Annotated in this window: 20 protein-coding genes; 7 read left to right on the top strand and 13 right to left on the bottom strand. The window is 34.6% G+C overall.

Annotated features, from left to right (window positions below):
* The first annotated feature begins 96 nt into the window (after window positions 1-96).
* From P7122_RS12305 to P7122_RS12290, 4 genes are all read left to right on the top strand, one after another.
* Window positions 97-1,341, top strand: a complete 1,245-nt coding sequence (locus tag P7122_RS12305) for a PAS domain-containing sensor histidine kinase (RefSeq protein WP_278006131.1) — start codon at window positions 97-99, stop codon at window positions 1,339-1,341.
* Entirely contained in the window at window positions 1,341-2,390 is a 1,050-nt protein-coding gene (locus P7122_RS12300; protein ID WP_278006101.1) for a response regulator, read from the top strand. The genes P7122_RS12305 and P7122_RS12300 overlap by 1 nt, the downstream gene beginning before the upstream one ends.
* A 77-nt stretch (window positions 2,391-2,467) precedes the next feature.
* Entirely contained in the window at window positions 2,468-3,286 is an 819-nt protein-coding gene (locus P7122_RS12295) for a universal stress protein (protein WP_278006100.1), read from the top strand.
* A gap of 33 nt (window positions 3,287-3,319) precedes the next feature.
* Entirely contained in the window at window positions 3,320-3,997 is a 678-nt protein-coding gene (locus tag P7122_RS12290) for a Crp/Fnr family transcriptional regulator (RefSeq protein ID WP_278006099.1), read from the top strand.
* A gap of 169 nt (window positions 3,998-4,166) precedes the next feature.
* Here the strand turns inward: P7122_RS12290 and P7122_RS12285 are convergent, their stop codons facing one another.
* Both P7122_RS12285 and P7122_RS12280 read right to left on the bottom strand, forming a co-directional pair.
* Window positions 4,167-7,376, bottom strand: a complete 3,210-nt coding sequence (locus P7122_RS12285) for a VPS10 domain-containing protein (RefSeq protein WP_278006098.1) — start codon at window positions 7,374-7,376, stop codon at window positions 4,167-4,169.
* Between the two features lie 78 nt (window positions 7,377-7,454).
* Entirely contained in the window at window positions 7,455-8,057 is a 603-nt protein-coding gene (locus P7122_RS12280) for a hypothetical protein (protein ID WP_278006097.1), read from the bottom strand.
* Window positions 8,058-8,148: 91 nt separating this feature from the next.
* Between P7122_RS12280 and P7122_RS12275 the strand changes: the two genes are divergently transcribed.
* Both P7122_RS12275 and P7122_RS12270 read left to right on the top strand, forming a co-directional pair.
* Window positions 8,149-9,279 carry a vWA domain-containing protein gene (locus tag P7122_RS12275; protein ID WP_278006096.1) on the top strand — a complete coding sequence of 377 codons (1,131 nt, stop codon included), beginning with the start codon at window positions 8,149-8,151 and terminating at the stop codon, window positions 9,277-9,279.
* 88 nt (window positions 9,280-9,367) lie between these two features.
* Window positions 9,368-10,825, top strand: coding sequence for a MoxR family ATPase (locus P7122_RS12270; protein WP_278006095.1), 1,458 nt, complete (start codon window positions 9,368-9,370; stop codon window positions 10,823-10,825).
* 14 nt (window positions 10,826-10,839) lie between these two features.
* On the opposite strand, the gene P7122_RS12265 is transcribed toward P7122_RS12270, so the two are convergent.
* The 7 genes from P7122_RS12265 to P7122_RS12235 form a co-directional block, all read right to left on the bottom strand.
* Window positions 10,840-11,388: a PepSY-associated TM helix domain-containing protein gene (locus P7122_RS12265; RefSeq protein WP_278006094.1), complete on the bottom strand. Its 549-nt coding sequence runs from the start codon at window positions 11,386-11,388 to the stop codon at window positions 10,840-10,842.
* Between the two features lie 67 nt (window positions 11,389-11,455).
* Entirely contained in the window at window positions 11,456-12,028 is a 573-nt protein-coding gene (locus P7122_RS12260; RefSeq protein WP_278006093.1) for a YdeI/OmpD-associated family protein, read from the bottom strand.
* Window position 12,029: 1 nt separating this feature from the next.
* Window positions 12,030-13,661 carry a M1 family metallopeptidase gene (locus tag P7122_RS12255; protein WP_278006092.1) on the bottom strand — a complete coding sequence of 544 codons (1,632 nt, stop codon included), beginning with the start codon at window positions 13,659-13,661 and terminating at the stop codon, window positions 12,030-12,032.
* 46 nt (window positions 13,662-13,707) lie between these two features.
* The gene (locus P7122_RS12250) at window positions 13,708-15,054 is read right to left on the bottom strand and encodes a M28 family peptidase (protein ID WP_278006091.1); all 1,347 of its coding nucleotides are present in this window, start codon (window positions 15,052-15,054) and stop codon (window positions 13,708-13,710) included.
* A 2-nt stretch (window positions 15,055-15,056) separates the two neighbouring features.
* Window positions 15,057-15,827: a sugar-binding protein gene (locus P7122_RS12245; RefSeq protein WP_278006090.1), complete on the bottom strand. Its 771-nt coding sequence runs from the start codon at window positions 15,825-15,827 to the stop codon at window positions 15,057-15,059.
* Window positions 15,828-15,835: 8 nt separating this feature from the next.
* Complete coding sequence (locus P7122_RS12240) at window positions 15,836-16,306, bottom strand: DUF6265 family protein (protein WP_278006089.1); 471 nt, start codon at window positions 16,304-16,306, stop codon at window positions 15,836-15,838.
* A gap of 7 nt (window positions 16,307-16,313) precedes the next feature.
* On the bottom strand, window positions 16,314-17,912 hold the full coding sequence (locus P7122_RS12235) for a nuclear transport factor 2 family protein (RefSeq protein WP_278006088.1): 1,599 nt from the start codon (window positions 17,910-17,912) through the stop codon (window positions 16,314-16,316).
* A gap of 266 nt (window positions 17,913-18,178) precedes the next feature.
* Here P7122_RS12235 and P7122_RS12230 point away from each other — a divergent pair, with 266 nt between their 5' ends.
* Window positions 18,179-19,015 carry a DUF8693 domain-containing protein gene (locus tag P7122_RS12230; RefSeq protein WP_278006087.1) on the top strand — a complete coding sequence of 279 codons (837 nt, stop codon included), beginning with the start codon at window positions 18,179-18,181 and terminating at the stop codon, window positions 19,013-19,015.
* Window positions 19,016-19,076: 61 nt separating this feature from the next.
* Here P7122_RS12230 and P7122_RS12225 read toward each other — a convergent pair whose 3' ends face one another.
* The 4 genes from P7122_RS12225 to P7122_RS12210 all read right to left on the bottom strand — a co-directional run bounded on the left by P7122_RS12225 (window position 19,077) and on the right by P7122_RS12210 (window position 25,069).
* The gene (locus P7122_RS12225) at window positions 19,077-20,888 is read right to left on the bottom strand and encodes an acyl-CoA dehydrogenase FadE (RefSeq protein WP_278006086.1); all 1,812 of its coding nucleotides are present in this window, start codon (window positions 20,886-20,888) and stop codon (window positions 19,077-19,079) included.
* Between the two features lie 121 nt (window positions 20,889-21,009).
* Window positions 21,010-22,200, bottom strand: coding sequence for an acetyl-CoA C-acyltransferase (locus P7122_RS12220; protein WP_278006085.1), 1,191 nt, complete (start codon window positions 22,198-22,200; stop codon window positions 21,010-21,012).
* A gap of 5 nt (window positions 22,201-22,205) precedes the next feature.
* Window positions 22,206-24,614, bottom strand: a complete 2,409-nt coding sequence (locus P7122_RS12215) for a 3-hydroxyacyl-CoA dehydrogenase/enoyl-CoA hydratase family protein (protein ID WP_278006084.1) — start codon at window positions 24,612-24,614, stop codon at window positions 22,206-22,208.
* Window positions 24,611-25,069: a MarR family winged helix-turn-helix transcriptional regulator gene (locus P7122_RS12210; protein WP_278006083.1), complete on the bottom strand. Its 459-nt coding sequence runs from the start codon at window positions 25,067-25,069 to the stop codon at window positions 24,611-24,613. The genes P7122_RS12215 and P7122_RS12210 overlap by 4 nt, the downstream gene beginning before the upstream one ends.
* Window positions 25,070-25,152 lie beyond the last annotated feature (83 nt).

The following is a 25,152-nucleotide window of genomic DNA, read 5'->3' as shown; positions in this document are numbered from 1 at the left end:
GCAAAGTTGATTAATTGTGTAAGTTTAAAATATGATATTTGTCATGATTTCAATACTTTTACCGAACATCATTTAGTAACACGCTACATTCAATCTATGATTTTTCAAGACGATAAAGATGTTTTTAATGTGCTTTTTGAAGCGGTTTCAGAAGGCGTTATTGTTGTAGATAAAACGCAGCATATAGTAGCTGCCAACAAATCTGCTGAAAGCATGTTTGGATACAATAACAAAGAACTAATAGGGCAGCATCTAGATACATTAATACCAAAACCTTACAGAGCTAATCATGATACTCATGTCAATGGCTTTATGAAGCATCAAAAAAAGCGTCAAATGGGACACGGAAGAGATTTATATGGTGCTCATAAAGATGGTAGTGTTTTTCCTGTTGAAGCAGGTCTAAACCCTCTTCAAATTAATGGAGGTAACTACATTATGGCTTTGGTTATCGATATTTCGGTGAGAAAGAAGCAAGAGGAGGAGCTGCAAGAGTTAAATAACGAATTAGAACAAAAAGTTACTGCCAGAACAGAAGAGTTGAGTGCTACTGTAGAAGAACTGAAAATAGCCAATCAAAAACGTGATGCTGAAATACAAAAGCGTATTGAAGCCCAAAATAAAATCAGTAATGCGCTAAAAAAAGAAAAAGAACTCAACGAACTAAAAACAAAGTTTTTATCTCTGGTATCTCATGAGTTTAAAACACCATTAAGTGGTATTTTAACCTCGGCAATGCTGCTAAGTAAATACAAGTTGTCGGAGCAGCAAGATCGTCGCGATAAGCACATTAAAACCATCACTGATAAGGTACATTATTTAAATAATATTCTAAATGATTTTCTGTCGATAGAAAAACTAGAAACAGGAAAAGTATCTTACAATTTTTCAGACTTTATGCTAACTAAAGTTGTGGATGAGGTTGTTTATAACGCTAATATGCTTCTCAAAGAAGGACAAACTATTAAATATCCAGAGAATATTGATGGCTTATCATTGCACCAAGACGAAAAAATAATTGAGTTGGCTTTGAGTAATCTGGTACATAATGCTATAAAATATTCGCCAGAAAACACTGAGATAAGTATTGAAATTTCACAAGATTCAACCACAACAACATTTAGTGTTATTGATAACGGAATTGGCATACCAGAAAAAGACCAAAAACAAATTTTTAATCGATATTTTAGGTCAGAAAATGTATTGTTAATACAAGGAACAGGTATAGGACTTAATATTGTAAAAAGCCATTTAAATAATCTAGGTGGTGAGATTAACTTTGTTAGTAACGAAAATAAAGGAAGTACATTCACTATAAAACTACCCAATAAAGCGAAGTAATGAAACATATATTACTCATAGAAGACGACCCAATTTTAAGAGAAAATACAGCAGAATTATTAGAGCTTTCTAATTATAAAATTACAACGGCTCCAAACGGAAAAATAGGTTTAGAAACGGCTTTAGAAATTCAACCAGATATTATTGTTTGCGATATTATGATGCCAGAACTAGATGGTTATGGTGTTTTACAAGGGCTTGCAAAAACAGAACAGACAAAGCATATACCGTTTATTTTTCTTTCGGCAAAAACCGAGCGAAAAGATGTAAGAAAAGGGATGGATTTGGGTGCTGATGATTATATCACCAAACCTTTTGAAGAAAATGAGTTAATCAGTGCAATTGAGAGTAGATTAGCTAAAGCAGCTATTTTAAAAGATAATAGAGAAAGTGCTACTAACGAAGTAGAAGAAGAGCAGAGCATCAGAAATTTAAATGATTTAAAAAACTTTTTTGATGATAATGGTAAAAATTTCAGTTTTAAACAAGGTGAAATTATTTATAAAGAAGGTCAGCACTCTAACTACATCTATTTGATAGAAAAGGGCTTGGTAAAATGCCATAAACTAGACGATCAAGGCAAAGATTTAACTACAGCATTGCACAAAGAAGACGATTTATTTGGCTATACATCTTTTACAGAAAATACGGTGTATAAAGAGACTGCAGCAGCAATTAAGGAGTCGGTTTTATTAGGGATTTCAAAAAACGAATTCATTGAGATTATTAGTAATAATCATAAAGTGACCTTAGACTTAATACAACTTTTAAATGATGATTTGGTTAATGTAAAAGACCAATTATTAGAAATGGCTTATAGCTCAGTAAAAAAGAGAACAGCTCTTACCATATTAAAATTTGCAGATAAATTAGGAAGCAAACCAACCGATTTTATTAGGATTTCCAGAAATGATTTAGCAAGTGTAGCTGGTGTTGCTACAGAGAGTTTAATAAGAACCTTGTCGCGTTTTAAAGATCAAGGTATCATAGAAATTGAAGGACGAAATATTAAAGTTTTAGATCTGCAACAGCTAAAAAATATAGATTAGCACGCAGTATTAATCTCAATTACTGACAACGGTCATATTTCAGACATAGCCTTAACGCTACCTTTGTCCATACAATTATGGATAAACAAGCAATGGCTAATATTTTAATACCAACAGATTTTTCTGATAATGCTTGGAATGCAGTAGAATATGCAATAGAATTTTTTAAAAAATCAGCATGCAATTTCTATGTGTTGCATGTGTGTCGTGGTCCTAATGCTAAAGCAACTTTAGAGGATCAAAAGGTATGCAAAGAAAAATTGCAATCTCTATTGCAAAAAATAAATCAAGATCTATCGTATAATACAAAACACAAGTTTTTTTCTATTATAGACGAGGGTTACCTTGTAAGTTCTGTACGCAAGCAAATAGATCAAAATCATATAGATTTTATCGTTATGGGTACCAGAGGAAGTTCTGGCACTGTAAAGACTCCAATAGGTAGCAATGCATCTAATGTTATTACAAAAGTAAGATGTGCCACCATCGTTGTGCCAGAAAATGCCAAGTATTCTAAACTAACTGAAATTGCATTTCCAACAGACTTTCTTTCAGTGTATTCAGTAAAAATGTTAGAGTCTATTACCAATATTGTAGAGTCTAATAACGCTTCGGCAAGAGTTCTGCATATTAAAAACGATACATCAGTTTTAAATGAAGATCAAAAAAGAAATAAAGAATTGCTCGATGCTTACTTAGGCTCTAACGAGCATAGTTTTCATTTTTTATCTAATGCTCAGCTAGAAAATCAGGTGCAAGATTTCGTTGAAAAACGAAAAATTGATCTTATTACAATGCTGGCCAAAAACCTCAATTATTTTGAAAAGCTATTGTTTCATCCTAAAAATTCTCAAATAAAATACTACACAGATATTCCATTTTTGGTATTACACTAGAAATATTAGAGGAGCTGTATTAAACAATAAGTTATGGGCAAATGTGAATCTTGTATCATTAGAGAATTTAATTCTTTAAAATCATTAACTCGAGAAGAGTTAATCAGAATTTCGGCATGTAAAACAGGTAAGCGTTACAAAAAAGGAGAAATTATTTTTGAAGAAGGGGAGTCTTTAAATGGAGTTTACTGCATTAGAGATGGAGTTTGTAAATTAACTAAGCTAAGTGAAAATGGTAAAGATCAGGTTGTAAAACTTGTAGTTAAAGGAGATTTATTAGGAAAACGCTCATTGGTGGCAGACCAAAAAACAAATTTAAGTGCCATCGCTTTAAATGATATGGAAATGTGCTTTATTCCTAAAAGTGAAATTATGAACGATTTGGCCAAAAATCCTAATTTTACAATGGATGTATTAAAGGATATGGCTAATGAATTAAGAACCTCTGAAGAGTCTCTGGTTACCATGGCACAAAAGTCAGTAAAGCGTAGAATGGCAGAAATTCTTATGTACAGTCATGATAATTTTGGATTGGATGAAGAGGGTTTTTTAAGTATTGTGCTTTCTCGCGAAGATTATGCAAGTATCGTAGGAACAGCAACCGAATCTGCAATTAGAATACTTTCGCAATTAAAAAAGGAAGGTTTAATTTCTACTCATGGCAAACGAATAAAAATAGAAGATTACACAGGCCTTAAATGGATAGAATAAAGTAAGTAATCCATTAAGTAAAATAGTAAAGAGGTTGTTTGAAAAATATGAGAATCTGTCATTCTGAATTTATTTCAGAATCTCAACAGGTCGATTTTTAAATGGTTTTAGAATCTGAAACGAGTTCAGATTGACAATATATTAACTTTTCAAACAACCTCCTCTTGTTTTAGTCTACACTAAAGGTTTTGATGTCTTTAAATGGGTTAATTTTTAAATCCTTCATTGTGTTTTGATAATCTTTCCAGGTGGTATTAAAGAAATTATTGGTCTCGCCAAAAACCTTATTAAAAGCATCTTTAGCGTGCTGTATTAATGTGGTTTCTGTCGAAGTTAATCCTGTTTGGCTATCATATACATAACCTTGGGCAATTCTTAAACGCTGCATTGGTGTTACTTCTGGGTTTCTGGTAATACCTTGTCGCTTGTCTACTTTGCCCAAGTATCTGTCAATTAAACTCTCAATAGCTTTGATGGTTTCTTTAGAGCTTTCAATTTGAGCTTTGTACAATTCTTTATCAAGCTTAGATAGTTCATTTTTATAATCCTCAGCAATAGACTTACTTTTTACAAGCTGTTCAACGGCTTCAGCAGCTTTTTGTTGTAGTTGTTCTAACTCTTTTGATGCAGCATAAACTTCATCAATATTCTTTTGAGAAACATTTAGTCGAGGATCAGACTTTACAGAAATCGTTGTTTCAGAAGTTAAATTTCCATAATACAATACAGCTTTATAATTTCCTGGTTTTACAGTAACTCCACCAGGTTCTCTGTTTTGCTCACGAACACTTCTAGAAGGTCTGCTTACACCTGCTTCGTCCATGTACCACGTCCATTTATGTATGCCATTGTCTTTAGGTGCTTTTTGTTTAAGCGTTCTTATTAATCGGTCTCCGTCATATATTTTTAGAGTTAGAGAGTCCCAACTAATCTCGCTATCAACTTTTTTGTCACTTATATTTTTATCGCCTTTTTTAGCATCTGCTTTAATATCAGATTTAACGGCTTCTTTTTTATTAAACAAATACGAAAATTGAGCTCCATAAGCACGATTTTCGCCATGATACATAGCATCTGCACCAAAACGACTTCCGGTTGGTTGTTGGTAAGCGGCTTGATATGCTGTTGGTGGATTAAACAATTCAATATTAGAATTGATGATTGAATTGTTTTTAGCCAAAGCGCGCAATGGTCTAATATCATCTAAAACCCAAGCTGCTCTACCAAAAGTGCCAATTACCAAATCGTGCTCACGTGGATGAATTATCAAATCCTTAACCGACGTTGTAGGGAAGCCTTCAGTCCATTTGGTCCACTTTTCGCCTGCATTTATGGTTACATATAAACCATCATCTGTTCCTAAAAACATAAGGTTTGGTTCTTCTAAATCTTCAACTATAGCTAATGCATAGCTTTTTACATCTCTATCATCTACAATACGTTCCCAGGATTTACCATAATTCTTTGTTCTGTAGGCATAAGGTGTATAGTTAAAACGTCTGTAATCATTAGCAACTAAAAGCGCTTCGCCTTTATTTTTGTTAGAGGCTTTAATCTGTACAATCCAGCTGCCTTTTGGTAAACCAATAATGTTTTTAGAGACGTCGGTCCAGATTTGTCCACCATCTGTGGTGTAGTGTACACGACCATCATCTGTGCCAGCCCAAAGCATGTCTTTTTCAGCAGGTGAAGGCTCAATAACTAAAACAGTACAGTGATTCTCTGCGCCAGTAGCATCCATGGTTAAACCACCACTTTCAGATTGTTTTAGTTTTTCAGGATCGTTAGTTGTTAAATCTGGTGAGATAACCGTCCAGGTTTCTCCTTTATCAGTTGATTTGTGAACAAACTGGCTTCCAAAATAGATGGTGCTATTATCAAAAGGGTCTATGTTAATAGCAGAATTCCAGTTGAAACGTAACTCTACATTAGCATCAGGATGCGTTGGTCTTACACCATAATTATTACCGGTTTGCCAGTCGTAACGGCTTACGTAACCTTGCTGACTCATCGTCCAGCCGTAACGAGAATCGTCCTTATCTGGAATAACATCAAAACCATCACCAAAACTAATCTCTTGCCAGTAACTATTTCTAATACCTTGTGTGCGCCAAACGTATGCTGGTCCACGCCAAGAACCGTTGTCTTGCATACCTCCATACACATTGTAAGGAAATTCATTATCTACATTAATATGGTAAAATTGTGCCACAGGAAGATTACCAATAAATCGCCATGTTTTTCCTCCGTCTTTAGTAATATTCATACCTCCATCGTTACCATCAATCATAAAACTACCATCTTCAGGATGAATCCACCATGCATGATGATCTGGATGCACACCATTACTCACACCATAAGCAGGCATGAGTTGTTCAAAGTTTTTTCCACCATCTTCAGACACGTTTATGTATGTAAAAACTGAATACACACGGTTTTCATTTTGTGGATCGACGTAAATTTCAGAATAATAAAACGGACGATTACCGATATCGTTTTTATCGTTTATTTTTTTCCATTTAAAACCACCATCTTCACTCTTGTAAAGCGCATTTTTTTCAGCTTCTACAAGCGCATAAACTATATTTGGTTTTCCAGGCGCAATGGCTACACCAATACGACCTAAATCGCCTTTTGGGAAACCATCATCTTCAGTAATTTTTGTCCATGTTTTTCCACCATCGTGCGTCATGTGCAATGCAGAACCTTTTCCTCCAGAATTAAAAAACCAAGGATCGCGTTTGTGTTCCCACATGGCAGCAAATAATTTGTTTGGGTTAGAAGGATCCATCACCAAATCGGCAACACCAGTTTTGTTATTGGTAAACAAAATTTTTGTCCAGGTTTCGCCACCGTCAGTAGTTTTAAAAACACCACGTTCTGGATGTTCTCCCCAAGGCGAACCAATAGCACCAACATAAACCACATCTGGATTGGTTGGGTCTACAATGATTCTGTGGATGTGTCTTGTTTTTTCTAAGCCCATCAATTTCCAGGATTTTCCACCATCAATAGATTTGTAAACTCCATAACCACCATTTAATGAGTTTCTTGGATTACCTTCACCTGTACCAACCCAAATAACACTTGGATTGGATTGTTGAATTTCAACAGCACCAATTGAAGCTGTTACTTCATTATCAAAAATAGGTTCCCATTTTATACCTCCAGAGATTGATTTCCAAAGTCCGCCAGAAGCTGTTCCGACATACATAATATCTGGATTGTTGTTGACAACATCAATGGCAGTTACACGACCAGACATGCCACCAGGACCAATATTTCTTGGTGTCATATTCTTTACTAAATCCATTGAAAATTCTTGTGCAGAAAGCATCGTTATACAGCAAAGTATAGCAAGAGATAGAAAATGTTTCATTATTAATTTGGTAAGTTAATTTTCCTAAAAATAATGAAAAAGAAGCTTTAGAATTATAAAAGCGATGTTAAGTATTATTTATTCGTCTAATAAAACAGGAATAGTACTGCTGTTGTTACTGTAGTTTTCGTTAGATAACAGCCATTTTGTACCATAAACATCTTTGTATGTTATTTTATAAAGAATAGTTTTTTTACTTAGTAGTTCTTTTACAAAATCTAGATTTTTAGCGTTATTAATTTCTAAAACATTAATCTGCTCGTTTGCAGATAAAACAAAGCCTTTTATAAGTGTGTTTCTAAGGTAAGGTATAGTGTCTAAGCCTTTGGTGTTTTTAAAAATATAGTCAAATAAATCATCGGTATTATTGAACTTATGTTTTGCATCTAATTCAATTTCAACATCCTCTATAAAAGCTGGCCCAACACCTTTATTACCTATTACAAACTTAAAATTATTACCATATTCACTATACCATTGATTAAGGTGCGGAAGTACAGATGCACTTTGTTGCATTTGTGTAAGTTTGTTTTCTTCTCTGGCTAAATAGGATTGATATAGTAGCGCAATAAGAGAGATTACACTAATAAATAGCGCAGAGGTACTCATAATTTTATCAGTAGTCCAGTTGATTTTTTTTCTGGATTTTTTAGGTTTTTTTGGTTCGGTTTCCTCAGACATTTTAACTGTAAGTTTCTAGTAAAGTTAACAAAATGTTAGAATCTGAAAATATATAAATGTTACATATAAAAAGTAGTATTTTTATATTGCTATGAGTGAAAAACAAAACAGATCCGGATTCGTATTTAAAACATACGAAGCATCATATCAGTCTCCGTTTGATAAATTGTTTGAAATTTTCAAGGAATTAATCACGCATACCTCAGGAGATTTTGATGAAGCTATAGACTGGCTACGTCAATTAGATATAGAATACAAGCTTACCACACCAGAGTATACCATAGATGATTTTATTGAAGACCTTAAAAAGAAAGGATACATTAGAGAGGAAATCGATCCTAATGGTACTGGAGCTGGTAAAACGACCATTACCGCCAAAACCGAACGCGCTATAAGGCAACAAGCGTTGGATCATATCTTCGGAAAAATAAAGCGAAGCGGTTCTGGAAATCACAAAAGTAAAGGTGTTGGAATAGGAGATGAGCATACAGGTGAATTCAGGGCTTATCAGTTTGGCGATGCTTTAGAAAAGGTATCGATGACAGAGAGTTTGCGAAATGCACAAATTAATCATGGTGTAGGTAATTTTAATTTAACCGAAGATGATTTAGTTGTAGAAGAAACGCTTCACAAAAGCCAAATGAGTACCGTGTTAATGATTGATATTAGCCATAGTATGATTTTGTATGGCGAAGATCGTATTACTCCAGCTAAAAAAGTAGCCATGGCTTTGGCCGAATTGATTACAACACGCTACCCAAAAGATACACTTGAAATTTTAGTATTTGGTAACGATGCGTGGCCTATAAAGATTAAAGATTTACCCTATCTTAATGTAGGTCCATATCACACTAATACAGTAGCTGGTTTGCAATTAGCAATGGATATGCTACGTAGAAAGCGAAATACCAATAAGCAGATTTTTATGATTACAGATGGTAAACCAAGTTGTTTGCGTATGCCAGACGGACAGTATTATAAAAATAGTGTTGGGTTAGACCCTTACATTGTTAATAAATGCTATGCTATGGCACAACAAGCCAGACGTTTGCATATACCAATTACAACCTTTATGATTGCTGAAGATCCATACCTTATGCGTTTTGTAAGAGAGTTTACGCAAGCCAATAGAGGTAAGGCTTTCTATACAGGATTAAAAGGCCTTGGTGAAATGATTTTTGAAGATTACGAAAACAATAGGAAAAAGAGAATTAAAGGATAAAAATAGCTATTAGCTTTTAGGTATTAGCAATTAGTTTTATAAAAACAGAATAGCAAATAGCCAGAAGCAAATAGCCAAAAGCTAGAAAATGAAAGACATTAAAACACTAGGAGAATTAAAAACATCAGGATATCAATCTAAATCGATTAAAGACGAATTAAGAGATAACCTTATTGAAAATATAAAAAATAAAGTCACCACCTTTGAAGGTATTCACGGTTATGAAAATACTGTAATTCCGGAGTTAGAACGTGCAATCTTATCAAGACATAATATTAACCTTTTAGGATTACGAGGTCAGGCAAAAACACGTTTGGCACGTATGATGGTGAAGCTTTTAGACGAATATATACCAGTAGTTGAAGGTTCAGAAATTAATGACGATCCTTTGCAGCCAATGTCGCGTTACGCCAAAGAATTGATTGCCGAGAAAGGCGATAATACACCAATTACGTGGTTACACAGAGACGAGCGTTTTGCTGAAAAATTAGCAACTCCAGATGTTACGGTTGCAGATATTATTGGCGATGTAGATCCTATAAAAGCGGCAAATTTAAAATTAAGCTATGCAGATGATCGTGTGATTCATTTCGGGATGATTCCTCGTGCTAACCGTTGTATTTTTGTGATTAATGAATTGCCAGATTTACAAGCCAGAATTCAGGTAGCACTGTTTAATATTTTGCAAGAAGGAGATATTCAGATTAGAGGATTTAAGCTACGATTGCCATTAGACATGCAATTTGTGTTTACCGCAAATCCTGAAGATTATACCAACAGAGGTAGTATAGTTACACCTTTAAAAGATAGAATTGGTTCACAGATTTTAACGCATTATCCAGCCACTGTAGATATTGCCAGAACAATTACATCACAAGAAGCCAACCTGGACGAAAGACAAGCCGATAGTGTGTATGTGCCAGATTTGGCAAGAGATTTATTGGAGCAAATTAGTTTTGAAGCCAGAGATAGCGAGTATGTCGATGTAAAAAGTGGAGTAAGTGCCAGAATGAGTATTACGGCTTTTCAGAATTTACTCAGTACAGCAGAACGTAGAGCTTTAGTATCAGGTGATACCAATACGTCTGTGCGTTTATCAGATTTTATAGGAATTATTCCTGCCATAACCGGAAAAGTGGAGTTGGTGTACGAAGGAGAACAAGAAGGTGCAGATTTTGTTGCAAATACCTTAATTGAAAACGCCATAAAAACACTGTTTCCAAAATATTTTCCAAAGATTGAAAAATTAGAAAAGCAAGGGGAAGAAACACCATATGACACCTTGATTTCCTGGTTTTTTAATGGTGATGGTTTTGAGCTTTTAGATGATTTTAATGATGCTACTTACAAAGCAAAATTAGATGAGGTAACACCATTGGATGCATTAATAGCCGATTACCAGCCAGACATAGATCCAAAGGATGTATATTTTGAAAAAGAGTTTATTCTTTGGGGATTAACACAATTCAATAAGTTGAGTAAATATCGTTTTTCTGAAGGCTTACAGTTTAAGGATCCTTATGGAAGTTATATTAACGGCTTATAATCGTAAACACGAATTTAAATCTTGTTGCGCTTTATTTGTTTTGGCTTTTTCCAAAGCCAAAAGCCACTGAAGGACAAAAACAAAAGCCCAAATCCTATTAAAGAAGAATAGATAAGCTTAACAGATTTACTTTCAGAATTAAATAAAAAATCTACAATAGAACCGTCGTGTATCATTTCTATGATATCTGCGGTTCTTGTTTTTTCTGATAGTATTTTACCTGTATAACAATCTATTTGAAGCTCGGTAAAATGGGTTTCAAAACGCACTTTTGCGATGCCTTTTCTTGGTCTGTAATCAATACGGTTTATGGTAGCATCTAAGTTTGCATCCTTAATATGGTTAACAGCAATACTTTCAATTTTGCTTAATGGCAGTAATTCTAAAGTTGTATTCCCTGACTTTTCAGAAGGTGGTTTTAGTTGTAATTCATCTTTCCATGCCAGTAAAATGCCACTAAGGCTTATAATAGCAATAAATACCAGAAGCGACATGGCAATGTAGCGATGCCATTTTCGGTACCATCTTACAGATTTTGCTAAGGATTTGTTTTTAGATTTCACAGTTGAGCATAAACCTGCAAACTAAGAAAATTCCGTTGGTATTCTTCTTAAGAAGACGTTAACGAAATTACCAACTGTCACGAGTTTTTTTATTGGCGTCGCAAAGTTTAATAATCTCTTCAATTCTTTTTTGTCGAGTAGCTTGGCGCTTAGCACTGTGTAACCATGATAAGTAACTTTTTTGATAGCCTTTTGCAAAGTTTTTATAGTTATCAAAAGCCTGAGGATTGGCATCAAAAGCATCTTGTAATTCTTGTGGAATAATACCATTTTCTACATCATCCATTTCTGACCATTTACCAGATGCTTTAGCGAGTTCTATAACCTTGTAACCTGCTTCTTGGATGAGGTTGTTTTGTTCTAATTCTATTATGTACTTTTTGTTGAGCGCACTCCAAGTACTTTTAGGATTTCTTGGCGAAAAGTATTGTCTGCGCTTTCCATTGCCAAGACTTTTTACTGTAGAATCTATCCACCCAAAACACAGTGCCACCTTAACAGCTTCTTCCCAACGCATAGATGGCAAATGATGCTCTACTTTGTAGAAAATTAAATACACTGCTGTGTAGTTGGTATGATTGTTTAATAACCAATCGTACCAATCGGTATCGCGTTCAAAATAGAGTTCTGGTATTTGCAACTTACAGTTTTTGAGAATGAATGTAGAAATCCTTATCTATACTAAAATCTTCACCCTTAATAGGTTTAGTTTTCCATTCTGAATTTGGGAAAATCCATTCAGGTTTACCATCAATTTCAACTTCTATAGGCATGTCAAAATCTTCTACAATGTTGGTATAACAGAATTTTAATTGACCGTTTTCAATTTTATATTCTAAAGTTGGAATACGTGTATCTCTTAAATATTGATTGAAAAACGCTGTCAAATCTTTCTTGGTCATTTTACTGATGTAATCCTCAATTTGTTTGGTAGTCACAGTTTGGTGATAAAATTGAGTATTTAAACCTCTTAAGATATTTCGCCATAAAACATCATCTTCAACAAGTTGACGTAAGGTATGCAACATGTTGGCACCTTTGTAGTACATATCGCTAGAGCCTTCGTTATTTACATTGTAAAGACCAATAAGAGGCTTGTCGTTCATAATACTTCGACGTGTACCAATAACATATTCTGCACCTGCTTGTTTTCCGTAGTAGTATTCTAAAAATAAACTTTCAGAATATGCGGTAAAGCTCTCGTGAATCCACATGTCTGCAATATCTTTATTGGTAATATTGTTGGCAAACCACTCGTGACCAGCTTCGTGAATAATGATAAAATCGAATTTTAAGCCCCAACCAGTGCCAGATAAATCTCTGCCTAAGTAACCGTTTTTAAACCTATTGCCATAGGTGACTGAGCTTTGATGCTCCATACCTAAATAAGGCACTTCAACCAGTTTAAAGCTGTCTTCGTAAAATGGATAAGGTCCAAACCAATGCTCAAAAGCTTTCATCATTTTTGGAGCATCTTTAAATTGTTTTTTTGCTTTTTCAAGATTGTAAGAAAGCACCCAATAATCCATATCTAGATTGCCTTTTTCACCTTCGTAAACTTCAGAAAAGTTAACGTAATCACCAATATTTACATTAACACCATAATTGTTTATTGGGTTTTTTACAGTCCAGTGTGTGGTAATGGTTTTGTCGTGTTCTTCAGTATTCTTTAGTCTGCCGTTAGAAACATTCATAAGCCCTTTTGGTATGGTTACACTAATATCCATACTATCGGCTTCATCGTACATGTGATCTTTGTTTGGCCACCAAACACTGGCTCCTAAACCTTGGCAAGATGTCGCTATAAAGTGTTTTCCGTTTTTGTCTTTTTTCCAGGAAAAACCACCATCCCAAGGTGCATTAACAGCTTCTCTTGGATGGCCTTCATAATGCACTACAACAGAATTTACATCACCTGTATTTTGTTCATCAAGAGTTATGAAAAAAGCATTGCCATTTCGTTGTATAGTAAGCACCTTACCATTTTGAGTCACTTTGGTAATTTTCATAGGCTCTTGCAAATCTATTTGCATAACCTGATGTGGTTTTAAAACTTTGTACTGAATGGTATTAGTACCAGAAATAAATTTTTCCTCTGGCTTTACTTCAATATCGAGATGATAGTAGGTGAGATCCCACCATTGGCGCTCTGGAGTTATGCTTCCTCTGAGCGTATCTTGTTTTGTGAAGTTGTTTTTTTCTTGGAGTAATTGTGCGTTAGCTATTAGTGTACTAACTAATAAAAATGTAAACGCAATGTGTTTTTTTTTCATTTTGAATGAAGTTTAGATTCCTGTTTTTTTCAGGAACGACAGAAAACTATCTTAATATTTTGTTTGGAAAGGTAACTAAACTTTCGTGTCCGTCCTCGGAAACAGAAGCCACACCAAAAAAGAAGTTATCAATAACTATACCTTCTAAGGTAAATTCAGTAATGTTTTCTACATATCTACTGTGGTCCCAAGTAGGAGAAGTTGTGTCTCTCCAATAGATTTTATAACCTTTAGCGCCTTCAACTTTGTTCCATTGTAGTTTTGCTGAAGCTTCTACAATACCACCAATACTCACTTCGTTTGGAGCAGGTGGAGCAGAAGCAAGGCTAGCCATGGTAATTGCATTGACAGCAGTTAATTTTTTGCAATATGGAAAATTGACATGCTCAAACGTGTCTCCATAAGCAATACCATTTTCTATTCTAATATCTTGATGTTGCTGCGTGTAATTTTCATGTGCTTCCATAATTCGGATACCTGCAAAACCTAAATCGTTAAATGGTCTGTGATGTCCACCACGCCCAAAACGATCTAGACGATACACCATCATCGGATTCATTTCTGGCATATAAGTTTTGGTTGTTGTGTACACGTATCTTGCTAACTGTCGTGAAATTCCATCAACTTCTCCACCATAAAAACGTCTTGCTCTTGCTTGTCTGGCTAATTTTTCAGCATCGGTTTCGTCTGTTGTAATTGGTTCAGAAAAAATTCTGAAGGTACGATTGTCTATTACACCATCTACACCTTCAATGTTTCCAATCATGTCGTTATTAAGCACTCCAATAATTTGCCAATTATTATCCTTAGCATATTTGGCTAAACCTTGTCCACCAAAAAGTCCTTGTTCTTCACCAGATAAGCCAACAAAAATGATGCTGTTTTCAAATTTATATTTAGACAATACTCTGGCAGCTTCCATAGCACCAGCCATACCTGTGGCATTATCATTGGCGCCAGGAGCATCTGAACTATAATCATTAGGATCTGAAACTCTGGAGTCTATATCTCCGCTCATTATAATAAAGCGATTGGGATATTTTGTGCCACGCTGAATTGCAACAACATTAACCACATTCACATCTTTTACAATACGCTGATTAGTGCCTTTTTCTACCAAATTATTTTGATAAAACACTTCTAAACAATGGTTGCAATCTTTTGAAATGTTATCGAATTGCGATTTTATCCAGCGTCTTGCCGCACCTATGCCACGCGTATTAGAAATGGTGTCACTCAGTGTGTGACGTGTGCCAAAATCGGCTAAGGTTTTTACATCATTTTTTAAACGTTCTTCTGAAATGGCATCAACGATATCATATATTTTGGGATCGGTTTGTGCACCAATTAATATGATTTGAAACAGGAATAAAAATATGAGTGTTTTTTTCATTTTTAATCTATCAGTTTTAGGGTTCCAAAAATATTTGCATCTATCCAGCCACGGTTTTTATCGTCTCCTTCAACAGGAATAGAACCTATAAAATTTTCTCGTTCTACGCTGTAATCGTTGTCACAATAGGCAATGGCAAAACCTACCTTTTTGTTTGCAGCTAGTTTTACAGAATTATTAGAATTTGAATTATCATCATAGGTGTCTTTGTATAAATACATTTTAACTTCCCAAATAGAGGTCTTGTTGGTTGTTACAAGTTTAGACTCTACATGAGTGTTATATAGTTTGCCAACCTTTTCTGTAGACATATCTACAACATTACCATTAAGCGCAATGTGGTAGGCAAAAGCATTGTGATTATACTGATGTTCGCCACCACTATTATCTTCATCTATAAAAATCTCTAAGCAATCGTCATCCCACCATTTTACAAGAGGATCTTTAATGTTATCAATTAATGTATCGTCTTTTATTTCTGCTAAAACATAAAGCGCTTCATCATCCCAAGTTATTTTGAATCTTCCTGAAAAATCTTCTGCTGTTAAAGAATCGCCAAGCCAAACCTGGTCCATTGGATACCATTTTGCATTGGCCCAAGAAGCTTCATTGGCAATGCCGTCTATTTCAATGGTATCTTTTGTTTTTGAAATTTTGCGTAATTGATTTTCAGGTTTTGTGGATTTTATTGTGGCTTCTACAGTTTCTTTTTTGTCATTTTTGCAACTAAAAAAACATAAGGTAAGTAGTATGAGGATAATTGGGTTTTTCATGCAGTTTTTTATTTTTTATAATTGAATTTTACGGTTTCTATAGTGTCATCATCATTTTTAATATCTACATAAACATTCATTTCGTTTGAAGAAATTTTTTCAAACGTCATGCCTTCAAAGATAACTTTGGTTTCTGTAATTTCAATCAAAGGGAAGTCAATGGTTTCATTTTTAGTTTCCCATCCTTTTAAATCAGAGTCAAAATGTTTTAACTGAAGAATTAAAGAGTCTTCAATTTCTCGGATAACTTCAATTTCGTAGAATTGTACTTTTTCATCGACAATTAATTTAAAAGTAGCCATCATAGAGCCTCCAGAGGGTTCGCTCCAGATTTCTTCGGTTATACCACCAAAAGCTTCGCCATGCCATGTGCCAGCAATCCAAGCGATGTTTTCTAGCTTAGGTTCTAAGGTTTCTTTTTCTTGTGAAAAGCTATTTAAGCCAATGGCTAATACTAAAAGTATAATAATGTTTTTCATAGTAATATTATTGAATAAAAGTAACTTTTGAAATTAAGCCATCATTTACTTCGTAAATGGCGATGGCGTAATAAGTTTTTCCGTTAATGGTAACTTTTTCTTTATCAATGACCTTATTGCCTAAAACAATTCGGTTCATAATTTCTGCATTGAGATCAGGAACTTTTTGGAAAATTACCTTATATCTTTTTTCTATATCTTCAATTCCGCTAGAAGATATGTTTTCAGGAAATTCATATAGCTTAATGTCTTTGGTGTAAGTTTTTGTGAATTCGTCTATGTCTCTTTTGTTATAAGCTTCAAGCTGATCGTTTACAATCGTTTCAGGATTAGAAGTTGTGTTTTTATTTCTAATAAACGTCATGGATTTTATGCCATCTTTATCTACATTATAGATGGTAGCTTGTCTTATGGTTAAATTGTTTAATGTTACCAATTCTTCATCAATAACATAATTATTATGCACCATACGATTAAGCACCTTGACGTTAGATTTTTTATTGTTTTTAAAGAATTGTCTGTAGTTTTCTTTAAGAGCATTTCTGCCAGAATACATATAATCTTTAGGAAATTTATTGACAACAACATTGGCATCAAAAGCATTGGCAAAGTCATTGAGCTCTCTGTTATTAAATGGCTCTATGTGTTTTTGAACTACTGCAGCAGCTTCATCTTCTGATAGAATTGGATCTGTAACTGTTTGTTCTGTTACGTTGTTTTGAGTTTCAATATCTTGCTTATCTGATTGTAAATCTGCAGCAATCAATAATTTTGTACCGTTATTGTTTACTGCTAATCGGGTAATATCAGTAATGCCATAAGAGGAAAGATCGGCTATTTTTCTCCAGTTATTATCTTGTTTTAAGGTTAGTTTATACAAATTTCCATTTTTACCAGAGAGTAGAGTTTTACCATCTAACCAACAAATATCTTCAACATCTTTCATTGTATTTGCAATAAGCTTGTTAACTCCATTTTTAGGGTTTAAAGACCTTATTTGCCATGGTTTATTTGCTTCTTTATAGATGAAACTTACCAGATCTGAGTTAGGGATTTTATGAAATGAACGACCAACATTTGTAGCATATTTTCTGCTTGTACCATCCGTAATATTTACGACGTATAAGTTTAGTTGCTCATTCTCAATCACTGCAGAAACGATTGAGTGCTCATCGTACCAAGTATAATAAGCAACGACTAAGTCCTTGATAAGTTCTGTAGATTCGCCATTACTGAGATTATAGCTATATAAACGTTGCTTACCGTCAATGTCTAATCTAACAGCTGAAACAGCGTTTTTTTTTGGAATTTTTAATGGAGTATACTCACCTCCTTTGGTAAAGTTTATAAATGTTTTTGATTTATAATTGATGTTGTACTGAGCGATGTCTGTTTGCCCACTTCGTGTTGAAGCATATAGGATATTATCTTCGCCAAAAAAAGAAGGCTGATTATCGTAACCTTCATTATTAGATATATGAATTCCGTTTGAAACTTCAATTTTAGAGTTGCTCTGTTCTAAGTTAAATAGAAAGACTTCAGTATTAGCTTGAGAGAATGATAGGGTAGATAGAAAGGGAAATAGGATTAAAAAATAATATTTCATGAGATAGCAAGATTGATTCCCTAAATATAAGGATTATCTAGGTTGTTATAATGTGTAGATAAAATAAACATGAAGGCTTTGTACTTAAAATATCATCATAATTGAAGATACAATTTGACGAAGAAATATACAAATAAGTACATTTTAGCGAATTAATGAGCCTTTAAATGAATTAAATGATTACATAGTTCCTTTTTTTTCAATATTAGGACCACCAAACCAACTAAAAACATAAATCCTACAAAGGAGTTTAATCCCTCTATCTTATGAACTCGCCTCAACCAACCCTCAAATTCTATTGTTTTTTTATTAGCCTTTTATTCTTTCAAATTGGTATTGCTCAAAGCGCATTAGACACGGAAGATACAGACACTTTACCCTCAGATGATTTAAATGTATCTGCTGAGAGTTATACAGATAATAGACCTAAAATAAGACTTCAGTTTACGTCTTTAGGTATTATTAATAGACAAATTCTGTTAACAGTAGATGATAATTGTACCGATGGGTATGATTGGGGATATGATGGTTATTTAAATGATGTACAATTAGATGATATGTCCTGGTTAATTGAAGATGAGTTATTCGTCATTCAAGGGATAGGCCAAATTGATATGGAAGAAACATCTCTGCCGTTAAGTATTCAAAAAAGTAACATTGGAGACGTTGTAATTTCAATTCAATCTTTAGAAAATATACCTGATAACTTAAATATTATACTTCATGATACTGAATTAGATACGCATTATGATTTAAGAACCACTAATTATGAAGCTTCTTTATCAGCTGGTACTTACGATGATCGTTTTGTGATAGGGTTTCAAAACCCAAGTACGTTAAGTATTGACGATAATATAGACACGCAATTAGATTTTTATTATGAAATGAATACAAATCAACTGGTAGTTCGTAACCCAAAAAACTTAAATGTGACAGGTATTGAAGTTTATAACATTTCTGGTCAAAAAGTTTATATTATAGACGATGTTTTGAATGAAAATCATAGCAAATATGATATTACGAGCCTAACCTCAGGTATTTATATTATTAGAATGAGGACTGATGATAATGTTATTGTTTCTAAGAAAATTGTAATACAATAAAGGATAAAAAAAAGCCAATTCAACAGAATTGGCTTTTTTCATTTCTAACTTAAACTTAAACCTAAAAGCAGTATTTATTTTCTGCTTTTACTTTTTCGGCAATTTCGTTTCTTAAATCAACAATATCTGGATAGTTTTGATATTTAGTGAAACGTTTTAAGCCCATAAGCATCATACGTTGCTCGTCTCCTTCAGCAAACGATATAATACTTTCTTTACCTTTATCTTCAATGGTGTTTACTGCATTAAATAAATATAATTTAGACATTGCAATTTGCACAGCCTGAGTATCTTCACCAAAGCGTTTTGCATTCTTTTCAGTTCTTAAAATGGTAGACTCTGCCATATATATTTCTATTAATATATCTGCAGCAGCAACTAAAAGCTGTTGGTGTTTTTCCATATCTGGACCAAACTTTTGAACAGCTGCACCAGCTACCATTAAGAATACCTTTTTAAGCTTAGCAATCATTTCTTTTTCTTCAGAGAAAAGTTCTGAGTAGTCTGGTGTGTCAAACGACGGAATACCCATTAGTTCTTCTTGCACTTTCATTGCAGGACCTAATAAATCTACATGGCCTTTCATAGCTTTTTTAACTAACATACCAACAGAAAGCATTCTGTTAATTTCGTTAGTTCCCTCGTAGATACGAGCAATACGAGCATCTCTCCAGGCAGCTTCCATTGGTGTTTCTTCAGAGAATCCCATACCACCAAAAATCTGGATGCCTTCGTCAGCACAGTTTTGTACATCTTCTGATACAGCTACTTTAAGAATAGAACACTCAATAGCGTATTCTTCTACACCTTTTAGCTCAGCTTCTTGGTGAGAGTTTCCTGAAGCTTCACGAATTGCGATACGATCTTCAATATTTTTAGCAGCTCTGTATGTAGCAGATTCACCAGCATAGGCATCTGTTGCCATTTTAGCTAATTTCATTTTTATAGCACCAAAATCTGCAATAGGAGTTTTAAACTGTTTGCGCTCGTTAGCATAATTTACGGCTGTAGTTAAAATTCTTCTTTGAGAATCTAAACAAGCAGCAGCTAATTTAATACGACCAACATTTAGTGCATTCATGGCAATTTTAAAACCTTCACCACGACCAGCTAGCATGTTTTCTACAGGAACAACAGTATCATTAAAGAAAACCTGACGAGTAGAACTTGCTCTAATACCAAGCTTGTGCTCTTCTTCACCTAGAGTAACTCCGTTAGGGTTTTCTGGATCGTATTCTACAATAAATCCAGTAATGTTTTTATCATCTTCTATGCGAGCAAAAACAATCATTAAGCTACAAAAACCAGCGTTAGAGATCCACATCTTCTGGCCGTTAATTTTGTAAGATTTACCATCGGCAGATAACTCAGCAGTAGTTTTACCAGAGTTAGCATCAGATCCTGCCCCTGGCTCTGTTAAACAGTAAGCGCCAAACCATTCTCCTGTGGCTAGTTTAGGAACATATTTTTGTTTTTGTTCTTCAGTTCCGTAAAGCGTAATTGGCATGGTACCAATACCAGTATGCGCACCAAAAGCAGTACTGAAAGATCCTGTTCCTGAAGAGATATAATCACAAGTAAGACATGTAGAAACAAATCCCATTCCTAATCCTCCATAAGCTTCAGGTACAGCAACACCTAAGAAACCAAGCTCACCAGCTTTGCGCATTACTTCTTCTGTTAGCGCATAATCTTTAGCTTCAAATCTTGCTTTATGAGCAATAATTTCACGGTCATTAAATTCCATAACCGCTTCTTTCATCATTTGTTGTTCTTCTGAAAAATCTTCAGGTGTGAAGACATCTTCACAATTTGTTTCTTTTACCAAGAATTGACCTCCACGAAGGATATCTTTATTTTCTTTTGTTTCCATAAGCCTTTCCCTAACCCTTTCCAAAGGAAAGGGGATTTTTAGGGGTTTTAAATTATTACTGTATACTTTTATTTTTTGTTTTCTTTTTATTCCTTCCCTTTGGGAAGGTTAGGATGGGCTTCTAATTTAAAAATTCAAAAATTCCAGCTGCACCTTGACCTGTACCAACACACATTGTTACCATTCCGTATTTGTTTTTCATGTCACGCTTACGCATTTCATCAAATAATTGAACAGAAAGTTTTGCTCCTGTACATCCAAGAGGATGTCCTAGTGCTATTGCACCTCCATTAACATTTACAATTTCTTGGTTAAGGTCTAACTCTCGCATTACAGCTAAAGACTGAGACGCAAAAGCTTCATTAAGTTCAATTAGCTCAATATCTTTTTGAGATAAACCACCTTGTTTTAATGCTTTTGGAATCGCAGCTACTGGACCAATACCCATAATTCTTGGTGGTACACCTGCTGCTGCATAACTTACTAAACGTGCCACAGGCTCTAAGTTTAATTCTTTAACCATTGCTTCACTCATTACTAATACAAACGCAGCACCATCACTGGTTTGAGATGAGTTTCCGGCAGTGACTGAACCACCTTGAGCAAAGACAGGTCTTAATTTTGCTAATGCTTCTTTACTAGTTCCTTTTCTTGGTCCTTCGTCTTTTGAAACGGTGTATTTGCATGTTGCTTTTTTACCGTTGGCATCAACATAAGTTTCTTCTACTTCAATAGGTACTATTTGATCTTGAAATCTGTTTTCTTCAAGTGCTTTTAAAGCTTTCATGTGTGAGTGGTAAGCAAACTCATCTTGATCTTCTCTAGAGACGTTATATTTGTTTGCAACCGCTTCTGCAGTGTTACCCATTCCCCAATAATAGTCTTCATGACCAGCGTTTACGATATCGTAGTTTAATTCTGGTTTAAATCCTGTCATAGGAACAGAGCTCATACTCTCGGCGCCACCAGCAATTATACATTCTGCCATACCAGCTTGAATTTTGGCAACTGCCATAGCAATGGTCTCTAATCCTGAAGAGCAGAATCTGTTAACCGTTACACCTGGTACGTCTACTGTATTTAATCCTATTAACGAAATTATACGTGCCATATTAAGACCTTGAGATCCTTCTGGCATTGCATTACCAACAATAACATCATCGATACGAGTAACATCAAAGTCAGGGAGTTTACCCATCATATACTGAATGGTTTCAGCAGCAAGCTCATCGGCTCTTTTAAATCTAAAACCACCTTTTTTGGATTTACCAACTGCAGTTCTATATCCTTTTACTATATATACTTGTTTCATTTTTTTTAATTTCTTAAAGGTTTACCTGTTTTTAGCATGTGCTGAATACGCTCTAGCGTTTTACGTTCTGTACAAAGCGAAAGGAATGCCTCACGCTCTAAATCAAGTAAATATTGTTCTGTAACTAATGTTGGCTCAGATAAATCACCACCAGCCATAACGTAAGCCAGTTTATTAGCAATCTTTTGGTCGTGCTCACTGATGTAGTGACTTGCTTCCATGGAATCTGTTCCTACTAAGAACATTCCCAGAGCTTGCTTACCTAAAACCTTAACATCTTTACGTTTTACAGGTTGTGTATAACCAGCGTCTGCTAACATTTTGGCATGTGCTTTAGCTGTTGCAATCTGACGATCTTTGTTAACTACAACAACATCTTTTCCTTTTTGAAGAATACCTAAATCATAAGCTTCATATGCAGATGTTGCTACTTTAGCCATACCTATAGTTAAGAAATACTCCTGTAATACGTTAAGCTCTACATCACCTTTATGGAATACATCTTGTGCTCTCAACGCCATTTCTTTAGAGCCTCCTCCACCTGGAATAACACCGACACCAAACTCTACTAAACCAATGTAAGTTTCTGCTGCAGCAACAACTTTGTCTGCATGCATAGATAACTCGCAACCACCACCAAGCGCCATACCATGAGGTGCAGCAATTGTTGGGATAGAAGAATAACGCATACGCATCATTGTATCTTGGAAGTATTTGATAGCCATATTAAGCTCATCATATTCTTGCTCTGCTGCCATCATAAAAATCATTCCGATGTTAGCACCAACAGAGAAATTAGCTCCTTGGTTACCTATTACTAAACCTTCGAAATCTTTTTCTGCTAAATCCACAGCTTTGTTAAGTCCAGCTAAAACATCACCACCAATGGTATTCATTTTAGATTGGAATTCGCAATTAAGGATACCATCGCCAAGGTCTTCTATAACGACACCAGAGTTTTTAAATACTTCGTTAGATTTTCTGATGTTGTCTAAGATGATAAAACTATCCTGACCAGGAATTTTTTGTTGTGATTTTGAAGGAATATCGTAAGCAAAAGAAGCTCCGTCTTTTACAGTGTAAAATGATGTGCTACCTGATGCTAACATTTCGTTAACCCAAGCATTTGGCTCTAGACCTTCTGCTTTCATCATTTCAATACCAGCTTCGACACCAATAGCATCCCAAATTTGGAAAGGACCATGTTCCCAACCAAATCCGGCTTTCATGGCATCATCAATTTTATATAAATCGTCTGTAATTTCTGGAATACGATTAGATACGTAAGCAAATAAAGCGGCAAAGCTTTTTCTATAGAACTCTCCAGCTTTATCTTTTCCTTTTACTAATACTTTAAAACGATCTACAACTTTGTCAATTGTTTTAGTTAATTCTAAAGTCGCAAATTTAGCGCGTTGTTTTTCTCTATAATCCAGCGTATTAAGGTCTAAGGATAGAATATCCTTTTTACCATCTTTTGAAACCGCTTTTTTGTAGAATCCTTGTCCTGTTTTGCTTCCTAACCATTTGTTTTCCATCATGGTGTTGATGAAATCTGGTAAAGCAAATAACTCATGACGTTCGTCGTTAGGACAGTTTTCTCTAATACCGTTTGCTACGTGAACTAGAGTGTCTAAACCAACAACGTCTACGGTTCTAAATGTTGCAGATTTTGGGCGACCAATTACAGGACCAGATAATTTATCAACTTCTTCAATAGTTAAGTCTAAATCCTTTACCGTGTGAAACAGACTCATGATACTGAAAATACCAATTCTATTACCAATAAAAGCAGGAGTATCTTTAGCAACGACAGAAGTTTTTCCTAAGAATTGCTCTCCATAACCATTTAAAAACTCTAATACTGAAGTATCGGTTTTTGGGCCTGGAATAATTTCGAATAATTTTAAGTAACGCGCTGGATTAAAGAAGTGCGTACCACAGAAGTGTTTTTGGAAATCTTCACTTCTGCCTTCACTCATAAATTTAATAGGAATACCTGATGTGTTAGAGGTTATTAAAGTGCCAGGTGTTCTATACTTTTCAAGATTTTCAAAAACTTGTTGTTTAATATCTAATCGCTCTACAACAACCTCCATTATCCAGTCTACATCAGCAACTTTAGCAATATCATCTTCTAAGTTTCCTGTTGTAATACGATTTTTAAAAGATGGATGGTATAGTGGCGCAGGCTTAGATTTAATAGATGCAGTAAGAGCATCATTAACTAAGCGATTGCGCACAACCTTGTCTTCTAAAGTAAGTCCTTGTGCTTTTTCTTTGTCATTTAGTTCTCTTGGAACAATGTCTAATAGTAAGACATCAACACCAATATTGGCGAAATGACAAGCAATACCGCTTCCCATAATACCAGAACCAATGATGGCGATTTTTTTTATTCTTCGTTTACTCATTGTTTTAAAATGTGTTCTTTTTGATTGTATATTTTTTTATTAGAAATCATGTTATTTATAAGCTCAGCAACTTCATAGAAACTTTCAATCTTTTCAGAACTTATATTAGATTTTATGGCTTCATTAAAAGTTAAAACACGCTCTCTAGAATAGGTTCTTTTTTCTCTTCCAAATTCTGTTAGGTGAATAAGAACTCCACGTCCATCTTCTGGATTGGGTTTACGTTCTATAAGCCCTTTTTCTTCCATGCTTTTAAGTGTGCGTGAAAGGCTTGTTGCTTCCATTCCCATTTTAGGGCCAAGAGAAGTAGAAGGTGTGCCATTTTCTGGATCAATACTTAATAAAGCAAAACCAGTAGCCATTGTAGTATCAAACTTAGAGGCCTCTTCGTTATACATTTTATTTACTGCTAACCAAGTCGTTCTCAGTACGTAATCTATTGTCTTATCTTTCATTAAAATCTTGTTAGGATTCCAAAGATAATAAAAAATACTATGCATGCATAATAAATTTAAAAAAATTATGCATGCATAGTATA

Origin of the sequence: Winogradskyella marincola (assembly GCF_029624125.1) — a bacterium.
Classification (GTDB): Bacteria; Bacteroidota; Bacteroidia; order Flavobacteriales; family Flavobacteriaceae; genus Winogradskyella; species Winogradskyella marincola.
This window is presented reverse-complemented; position numbering and strand designations above follow the sequence as displayed.